Origin of the sequence: Thioalkalivibrio sp. ALMg13-2, assembly GCF_000381185.1 — a bacterium.
GTDB lineage: Bacteria > Pseudomonadota > Gammaproteobacteria > Ectothiorhodospirales > Ectothiorhodospiraceae > Thioalkalivibrio > Thioalkalivibrio versutus.
Map to the genome: position 1 here is coordinate 1 of NZ_KB906141.1, position 7,968 is coordinate 7,968.

The window sequence follows — 7,968 nt, forward strand, 5'->3', positions numbered from 1 at the left end:
CTGTTCGAGCTCATCGCCCATCGCTACGAGGCGGGCAGCCTGCTGATCACCTCCAATCAGCCCTTCAGCGCTTGGGACGCCATCTTCCCCGACGACATGATGGCCGTCGCTGCCATCGACCGGCTGATCCATCACGCCCATGTCGTCGAGCTCAGCGGCGAGAGCTACAGAAAGCGCGCGCACACCGAGCAACGCAAGAAAACCAAGACCGCCTCAGCGGTCTGACAACACCGACGACCAACCGGCCAAAGTGGTTGTCGCTGACCGGCCAAAATAGTTGACGTCAGATACAGGGGCTATCTGGACCGCGTTGTCGCCTGACGATTCCACTGGAATCACGCCTGAACGTTCTGTTGGGCCCGTGGGATTCTGGGCGAGCTCGACGTATTTTCAATGGATCGATTTTACGGCAAGGCGACACCTTGGCCCGTCAACGCCCGCGTCGTTTGGATTGGCTGCGCCCTGCGCGTAATGATTGAAGCCTTGCAGGGTGGGACCCCTGAAGGACTGGATTACCTGAGGCGAGTTAACGTGGAGGAATCGAGACCTAGAGGGCGGGGAGCGTTCCTTCCATGCGACGACAATCCGCCGCGCTCAAACCAAAATCGCGGGCCCTTCGCGGCCATTTCGAAACCGCCCGGGTCACCTCCTGGGTGATGGTTTGGGCTTCTTGCGTCGAGAGGCCGAAGTGATCATGGACGCCCATGACCAGATCCATCGAGCCGGTGCGATCGCCGCGGTCATCGAGTGCCAGCGCGTGTACGGCTGCCCCCTCCTTGATCGGCGTCGGGTTGATATCGAATGCGGGTGAGAGTCGCCACCCCGAGGCGGGGTCCCACAAGAACCCGTGATTGCGGAGGTGGTCGTCCGTATTCCGGACGAGGACACTGAACACCATGCGTCGCCATAGTTGCCGCAGGTCCTCCCGGGGGCTCCCGCCATGCTGCAGGATGGCTCCCGCGATCTCCAGATAGCTGGCGTCTTCCCCGTCACGCTTTCGGCAAAGCGTCATCGCGCTTGCGTACGGAACGCGTCCATTGCCGTCCTCCATTCGGTCGAAGCGGCGAGAAAGGAATACGCTGCGGCCATCGACTGCGATGGATTGGAAGCGGGGCGTTACGATGCCCGCGTCGTGAGCCAACGCGAGGGTCAATGCTTCCCATCGCGGTACCGGCCGCGGATCTTGATCGCGCTCGAACTTGGCGATCCACTCACAGCCGAATTCATCGACCACAACGGCCTTGGGTCGCGCTCCCCCCAATGGGGATCCGGGACCCAGGAGGATCTGTACATCCCGCGCGGTTTCCGTGCCGGACTCCAGACGTCGGGCTGCTTCCTGGATCTTGTGCATCTGGGTCACTGGGGGCGTTTTTTCATCTGACGCCGAAAGGAATGGCGCTTCTGCTTGATCGCCCTGGAAATCACGAAAGCGCAACGCGCCCATGCGATACCGGTCGGTGAGGCCAAGCACGTAATCGATGTCGAACAGTGGACGAAGTGTCCGCTGTTCCTGGGCGGCTGCGTACCACTCTGCGCGCGCAATCAGATAGCGCCCCCATCGGTCGGGAGCGGCATCGGCAAAGACTGGGAAGAGCGAATGTCCATCGCTCGGGTATTGAGGCCCTTCGCGCATCGGTAGCGATGGATCAATGGCAAACGCGAGCGGTGAGCGCAGCCAATCGGTGTGGTACTCAAAGCTCGCCAGAATCGTTCCGCGTTGAAATGAGGTTCGCATCGTGCCGACACGGACATCCGGACCCATACGATTGACCCAGACTTCGATTCCGCGAGCATGTTCCGTCATGGCTCAATCTCGTCTGCGCGGCCTACGGACCCGTTTAGGGAGATGATCTTCGCTGAGTCGGAGTCCGGTGGGATCTTTCTCGGGCGCGCCAAGGTCTTCGATCTGGTCGGTCATCTGTAGCACAAAGAGGGCGAATGCGACCGCACCCCAGCTTACGGAAGGATCGCCGGATTCGATCTTTGCATACGTTTTCCGACTCACCCCAATGCGCTCTGCCATCATCGCTTCCGTCCATTGGCGCCGCTTGCGAGCAATCTCGATGTTTTCGCCCAATCTCTTCATTGCGTTCTCGAGGGGCGGGAGGGGACGAAACTTCATGCGTGCATTCCGATAATGGGTAGAATAAAGCGCATTAAATGGGAATTAGGTAATATTTAATACGCATTATAGCCTCGGGCGTCTCTGGGTATCTTTGGCGGGCTCGAACGATCGGGGGGTGGATGCAGAGGGGAAGAGGGGATAGATTATTACGAGGTATTACTTCGTAATAAGAGGCCCGCTATGGCAACGTCACTGAAGATCGATGACACGTTGAAAGGTCGCGTCCAGCACCTCGCCGGCCAACGCCGACGCACGCCTCACTGGATCATGCTCGAAGCCATCCGGCAATACGTCGAGCGCGAGGAAGCCCGCGAGAGCTTCAGGCAGGAGGCCCTGGCGTCCTGGTCGGCCTATCGGGAAACTGGCCAGCACCTGACCGGACAGGAAGCGCGTGCCTGGTTGAACACCTGGGGCACTGATGATGAAAAGGCCGTGCCCGAGTGCCACGAGTAATCGTCACCGCAGGCGCAGCAGAAGGATTGGAACGATGCCGGGGCTTTCTTGCCACCAAAGCCCCGGATGCCGCTAGGCGCGCGGGCCAGGCGATCGAGCGGCAATTCCTGCTGCTGGAAACGGCACCTGATGTTGGCTGGCCGGACCCTGAAACACCCGAACTGCGCGAGCTGTTGATTGCCTTCGGCGACTCCGGATTTGTGGCCCTCTACCGTCACGACCCGGCCGACGACGCGGTGTATGTCCTGGCCTTCCGACACCAGCAAGAGGCGGGCTACTGATGTGGAGCCCGCGCTTTAACCGCTTGCGCCGCGCGGCGTGTACGGGGCGGCCTGCAAACGGGCTCGGGGAGTTCGTTAGGGAAACAGCCCCGGCATCAGCCGCGACGCCAACGTGGCGGGCAACGCGAGTCGCAAAGGGGGCTCGGGAGCTGGGAGATTCCACCACCCCCTGCGACAGCAGAGCCGACGTGATGCGACGTGCCTGGCGCTCGCTGAGATCCAGCAATCCGGCCACATCCCCGCGTGGTAGCGCGCCGCGGTACAGCACCGCCTCCAGCACCCGGCCGGAGCGCGGTGGCAACCCATCGTTACGAACCTCTTCCTCTGCCCAGCGCAGAATGCGGTCCCGAAGCCGTTGCGGCTCCATCAACCGCTCCATGAAGTCGACCTGATCGAGACAAACCCGCAAGAAGAACCCCGCAAACTCCGCCAGCGCCTCCTCACTCAGTTGCCCCTGTCCATCCAGGCCACCCCGGCGCGGCCCATCACAAGCCATCAGCCGGCGTTTGTATTCCTCCTCGTTGCGCGCCAGGCCCGGCGCGCCCGGGCTCACCGGCACATGAGGCCCCACCTGAACCTCGTGCTCGCGCAACGCCCCCGGGATCACCCGCAGACGCTGCCCGGATGCCGGATGCCGGATGCCGGATGCTCCACCCAGAGCAACTCCTCCGGCAATGGCTCGCAGAAGCGACGGTGCAACTCGCGCAGCCCATCCGCCGCGGTCGCACGCCCCGCCAGTCCACCTTCATCAATCTAGTGCTGAACAGCTATATGGGATTTCGCCTCGAGCTGAAAATCCCGCCGCCGCGAATCCGGGCTGTACTCGCCCTCCAGTGCATGCTCAATCTCCACGGGATGGGTGTAATGTCCCTCGATCAGATTGCTGTAATAGCAGTTCACGGAACGAATAAGGCCCGCCAACGCCGGCTCCACGCCCCGCGGCAGACCACGCCGAAAACCCGCTGCGCGCCCTACGAGATCGACAACCAAGTCGCTCAGGTCGCCACGATGACGAGACCCCTCGCCAATCTGAAGTGGCTCCATCAGCGCAACGTTCTCACCACGATCCACGACCGTGTCGATGTCCGCTTCATTGTCCGATCTATAATCGATCATAATACCGGTGGATCAGTGACTTAGGCGATCCTTTCCGGAAAGCATGTCCGGAAGCCTGTCCGGGTTGCCGGGCGCTCTGGATGTTGAGTTTGCCCGGGCAAACTCCTCGGCCAAATCCGGGCGAAATTCGTGGGCGATGAAGTTGCCAAGAAAGGGGTGGCTCATCCGCGATATTGCCCTCGGGGCCATTCTCATCGTACAGCCCCGCTGTCAGGCCTTGGACAAACGCGTATATGACCAGGTGAGACCTGACACCTACCTAGGCCTCCGTCCGAGCGATCAGCCCGCCTTCACTCGGACCAGGACCTCATCCGGTTCGGGGCGTGATGGCGGAGGCAGAGGACGCCCGTCCAGCCGGTAGCCCTCTAGTGCCACCATGAGTGCGTCCGCCATCTCGGCCTTGGCTTCGTCGCGTTCCGCTCCGTCAGTGAGCGCTTCCGGTACGTCGCGGCAGGTAGCGAGGTAGCGTCCATCTGCGTCGGGTTCAATCCGGACCGGATATTTCTGAGTGTCCATCTCGAGGCTTCCTTGTCGATTGTCCAGCATCATTGCGCCGGCGCCCGTTTTCTGTACGCCCTGCCCAGCTTGTTTGTGTTCAGGACCGCCAGCTTTTGAGAGGGTCTCGGACGACCTGCTCAAAAAACGGCATTTTTGAGCAGGTGGCGGCCAAGCGGTCGCGCCCGAAGCACTTGGCGACGGACGTCATATGTGGGCCAGCCATAAGAGGGCCTCGAAGGTCTCGCCTCCTTCCAGCGCTCGATCTGTTCCGGATACGGGCCCTTGCGCCGGCAGTACTCCGATAGAGCCTGTTCGTTCAGCGCAGCGGTCTCGATTACCACCGCGAGCTTGTCCTGGCCACTCCAGGATTCCGGGTCCGCAGGATCCGCCGGCACCGCATGCCCCCGGCCCCCGGGAACTCTCGGCGCCAGGCATGCGGGGTCGGCTCCGAGACACCCGTCTCGCGGTGGACATCAGCCACCCAGCGGACTTCTATGCTGACAGAGGGGGATTTCGCCAGTGATAATGTTTGCCGGGAACGGTTGGGGCAGGAGCTGAACCATTTCGTCAATGCCTTTCGGCCGAGGTTAAAGGCGATGGGCCGGTGAGGTATCGGCTGCGAACAGGAGAACCTGCATGAGTCGGTATCGCGTCACAGGGCCGCAGGGGGGTGCCGAACCTGGCTCCGACGGTCGGGTATTGGTCAACAAGCTCGGCATTACCGATCAAAAGAGTCTGGACGAGGCAGAGGCCGAGCTTTTGCTCATGCTGTACGAGGCGGTATTCGCGGACCTCCGGGAAGATCGGCCGCTGGATGTCGCGTTGCTCAAGCACTGGCATCGCCGTTGGCTCGGCAGCCTCTACGACTGGGCTGGAGAGGAGCGGCAGGTCAACCTGCAAAAGGGCGGTTTTATGTTCGCGGCGGCGCAGCAGATCCCGCACCTGCTACAGGCGCTGGACCAGAAGTGGCTGCAGAGGCTGACGCCATGTTGCGGCATGGACGACGACGCTGCGTTACGAGCGATCGCGGAAATCCACGTGGAGCTGATTCTAATCCACCCGTTCCGGGAGGGAAACGGCCGAATTGCGCGACTTCTGGCGGACGCCATGGCGTACCAGGCGGGCATCGGGCTACTGGACTACAGCGACTGGGACCAGAACAAGTCCGCGTACATCGCGGCGATTCATGCCGGGCTTGAGGGGGACTATCAGCCGATGGTCGAGCGGGTCAGGCGAGCCGCAGCGATTTGAGATGGGGCTTGGGTGCGCGCAGCTTGGCCTCGATGGCTTTGCTGGATTCGCCGGTTTCCACCGCTGTGGACGTCGCCACGGCCCGGATGATGGCCTCGCGGCTGACCGGCTTGCGGCTCGTTTTTGCATGGGGTGTGTTCATGGCGCGCTCCTAGAAGTGCTCCTGTGATTATACCCTCAGCGCCCGCAGGATGCCTGCGCCGCGCAGGAAACGACTGGCAGACTTGCTAATTTGACCCCACGGAACACCAGAGTGCGGTATGGCAGGGTCGCGGAGTACACGGACGTTGAAAAACTCCTGATCGATCAGTTGGTCGATCTGGGATGGGAACACCTGACCGGTTCGGTGGACGGCCCGGGTGTGACCTACCGCGAGAGTCTCGCGCAGGGGGGTGATAGTGCCCGTGCTCCGGGAACGGCTTCGGGCGATCGAGCTGCGGGCGGACCAACCCTGGTTGGACGAGAGCAGGTGGACGGGGCGCAGCTCGACCTGTTTGGGCGCCCCGGACGCTCGACCGGACACGCGTCGCCCGATCAGTCGCGGATCTCATAGAGCAGCACGCCTCGAGTGTCGCGGACCTGCTGTTGGCCCAGGGCGCCTTCGGTGAGGTAGCCCTTGCGGTTCCCGTCGGCGTCATAGATGGAGGGCTTGCCGAATCCGGCGGGTGCCGTCGCGGCGCATCCTGCCAACAGGCATGCGAGTCCGCTCACGATCCATCTCATGGCGATCTCCTGATCCGGTGATGTTTCGGACAGTTTGGGGCCTTTGTGCGACATGACCTGACGCTCCGATGCGATGTACTGGGAGGAACGACAGGGCAGGGGTTCGGTTTGCCATGAGGACGGTGTGGGATAAGGTGGCGGCAAATGCACCGGCATTTAACGGACCGGACGAGAAAGGGAAAGGGATGCCGGAAGGGCAGGGAATGCGCGCCACGTTGCAGCGCCGGATGTTGTTGCTGGGGATGATTCCGCGTCGCCCGAGGCGGCTTAGCGCCCCGGATCTCAAGGAGCGGCTCGCCTATCGCGGTATCGACGTGTCGTTGCGCACGGTCGAACGCGATGTTGAGAATCTCTCCTCTTTCCTGCCGCTGGTCTGCGACGACCGCGAGCGCCCCTACGGCTGGTACTGGTCCGACGAGGCGCCGCTGCAGGATGTCCCGGCCATGGATCCGGAAACGGCCCTGACGCTGCAGATTCTGCATGCCCACTCCGCCCAACTGCTGCCGCCTTCCGCCCGGGCACGACTCAAGCCGCAGGTGGCCCGCGCCCGGGAAGTACTGGATTCCGCCGGCGATGCCTCCGGTCTGAGCCTGTGGCCCGAGCGGGTTCGCATCCTGTCCAACGGACCGCCGCTGACCCCGCCCGAGATGGCGGACGGGGTGTTCCCGGTTCTGCAGCAGGGCCTGCTGGAACGCCGCTGCCTCGATATTACCTACCGCTCCCGTTCGAAGGGGCAGGTAAAGGACCACCGGATCCATCCGCTGGCACTCGTGTTCCGCGAACCGGTCACCTACTTGCTGGCCACGATCGAACCGCATCAGGATGTCCTGCATCTGGCGGCTCACCGCATCGAGGCTTCAACACTGACGGATGTTCCGGCTCGAGACCCGGAGGGTGGGTTCGACCTTAACCAGGTCATCCGGGATGGCGCTTTCGACTACCCCGAGGGCGCGCTCATCACCCTCGAACTCCGGGTAAATGCGGACCTTGCCTACCACCTCCACGAGGCGCGGCTGGCGGAAGACCAGCTTATTGAGCGGGGTCCCGATGGCACCTCGCGTGTGACGGCCACCGTGCGCGACACCGCCCGGCTCAAGTGGTGGCTGCTGGGGCTGGGTGCAGGCGTCGAGGTCGTTGGACCCCCGTCACTGCGCGACGCCATTGCCCAGGAATTGGAATCCGCCCGTCTGGCCTACCGCACGAAGGATCCCGCATGAGGGCCTTCCGTGCCTTGCGCAACAGCTGGGCGTGCTTGTCCGGTCGCAGGCGCCTGGCAACGCGCGAGGACATTCGGGCATGGACCGTGGGCAATCTGTTGCTGGAGCTTCCGCGGTGCACCCGCCGTGTTCGGCTTCTGTCACCCCAGCAGGGGCCGTCAGGCGGCGGCTGTGAATGGATTGTTTCCGCCCGCGACCTGGAGCACTGGCTGGAAGAACGTGACCCGCCTGTGGTCGCGGCAAGACCGGACGGGCCTCGTCGGGCCTTTCGGTTATGGCTGCAGGCCGCGGACGATCGTGTCGA

Annotated in this window: 11 protein-coding genes and 1 pseudogene; 6 read left to right on the forward strand and 6 right to left on the reverse strand. The window is 62.9% G+C overall.

The window, feature by feature from the left end; genetic code table 11:
* The coding region (locus tag F618_RS15090) for an ATP-binding protein (RefSeq protein WP_019568829.1) at positions 1-225 on the forward strand (225 nt) is incomplete at its 5' end.
* 322 nt (positions 226-547) lie between these two features.
* Here F618_RS15090 and F618_RS0114110 read toward each other — a convergent pair.
* A complete protein-coding gene (locus tag F618_RS0114110) occupies positions 548-1,804 on the reverse strand; it encodes a type II toxin-antitoxin system HipA family toxin (RefSeq protein ID WP_231362690.1) in 1,257 nt (418 codons plus the stop codon).
* Positions 1,805-1,807: 3 nt separating this feature from the next.
* Positions 1,808-2,122: a helix-turn-helix transcriptional regulator gene (locus tag F618_RS0114115; protein WP_019568952.1), complete on the reverse strand. Its 315-nt coding sequence runs from the start codon at positions 2,120-2,122 to the stop codon at positions 1,808-1,810.
* A gap of 183 nt (positions 2,123-2,305) precedes the next feature.
* Here F618_RS0114115 and F618_RS0114120 point away from each other — a divergent pair, with 183 nt between their 5' ends.
* Entirely contained in the window at positions 2,306-2,578 is a 273-nt protein-coding gene (locus F618_RS0114120; protein WP_019564015.1) for a CopG family ribbon-helix-helix protein, read from the forward strand.
* Positions 2,579-2,604: 26 nt separating this feature from the next.
* A complete protein-coding gene (locus F618_RS0114125; RefSeq protein ID WP_019564016.1) occupies positions 2,605-2,859 on the forward strand; it encodes a type II toxin-antitoxin system RelE/ParE family toxin in 255 nt (84 codons plus the stop codon).
* 753 nt (positions 2,860-3,612) lie between these two features.
* Here the strand turns inward: F618_RS0114125 and F618_RS16470 are convergent.
* Positions 3,613-3,975 (reverse strand): hypothetical protein, encoded by a 363-nt coding sequence (locus F618_RS16470; RefSeq protein ID WP_155998050.1) that lies wholly within the window; start codon positions 3,973-3,975, stop codon positions 3,613-3,615.
* A 279-nt stretch (positions 3,976-4,254) separates the two neighbouring features.
* A complete protein-coding gene (locus tag F618_RS0114135; protein ID WP_018937354.1) occupies positions 4,255-4,491 on the reverse strand; it encodes a type II toxin-antitoxin system HicB family antitoxin in 237 nt (78 codons plus the stop codon).
* Between the two features lie 618 nt (positions 4,492-5,109).
* Here F618_RS0114135 and F618_RS0114140 point away from each other — a divergent pair.
* Positions 5,110-5,724 (forward strand): Fic family protein, encoded by a 615-nt coding sequence (locus tag F618_RS0114140; protein WP_019564019.1) that lies wholly within the window; start codon positions 5,110-5,112, stop codon positions 5,722-5,724.
* On the opposite strand, the gene F618_RS16270 is transcribed toward F618_RS0114140, so the two are convergent.
* Together F618_RS16270 and F618_RS0114150 are read right to left on the reverse strand one after the other, a co-directional pair.
* Positions 5,702-5,866, reverse strand: coding sequence for a hypothetical protein (locus F618_RS16270; protein WP_018937352.1), 165 nt, complete (start codon positions 5,864-5,866; stop codon positions 5,702-5,704). The genes F618_RS0114140 and F618_RS16270 overlap by 23 nt on opposite strands.
* Positions 5,867-6,258: 392 nt before the next feature.
* Positions 6,259-6,447, reverse strand: a complete 189-nt coding sequence (locus tag F618_RS0114150) for a hypothetical protein (protein WP_018937351.1) — start codon at positions 6,445-6,447, stop codon at positions 6,259-6,261.
* Between the two features lie 185 nt (positions 6,448-6,632).
* Between F618_RS0114150 and F618_RS0114155 the strand changes: the two genes are divergently transcribed.
* The gene (locus F618_RS0114155; RefSeq protein ID WP_026331249.1) at positions 6,633-7,664 is read left to right on the forward strand and encodes a YafY family protein; all 1,032 of its coding nucleotides are present in this window, start codon (positions 6,633-6,635) and stop codon (positions 7,662-7,664) included.
* Positions 7,661-7,968 (forward strand): annotated as a pseudogene (locus F618_RS16475) (hypothetical protein); the annotation flags it as partial. The gene F618_RS0114155 and the pseudogene F618_RS16475, both read left to right, overlap by 4 nt.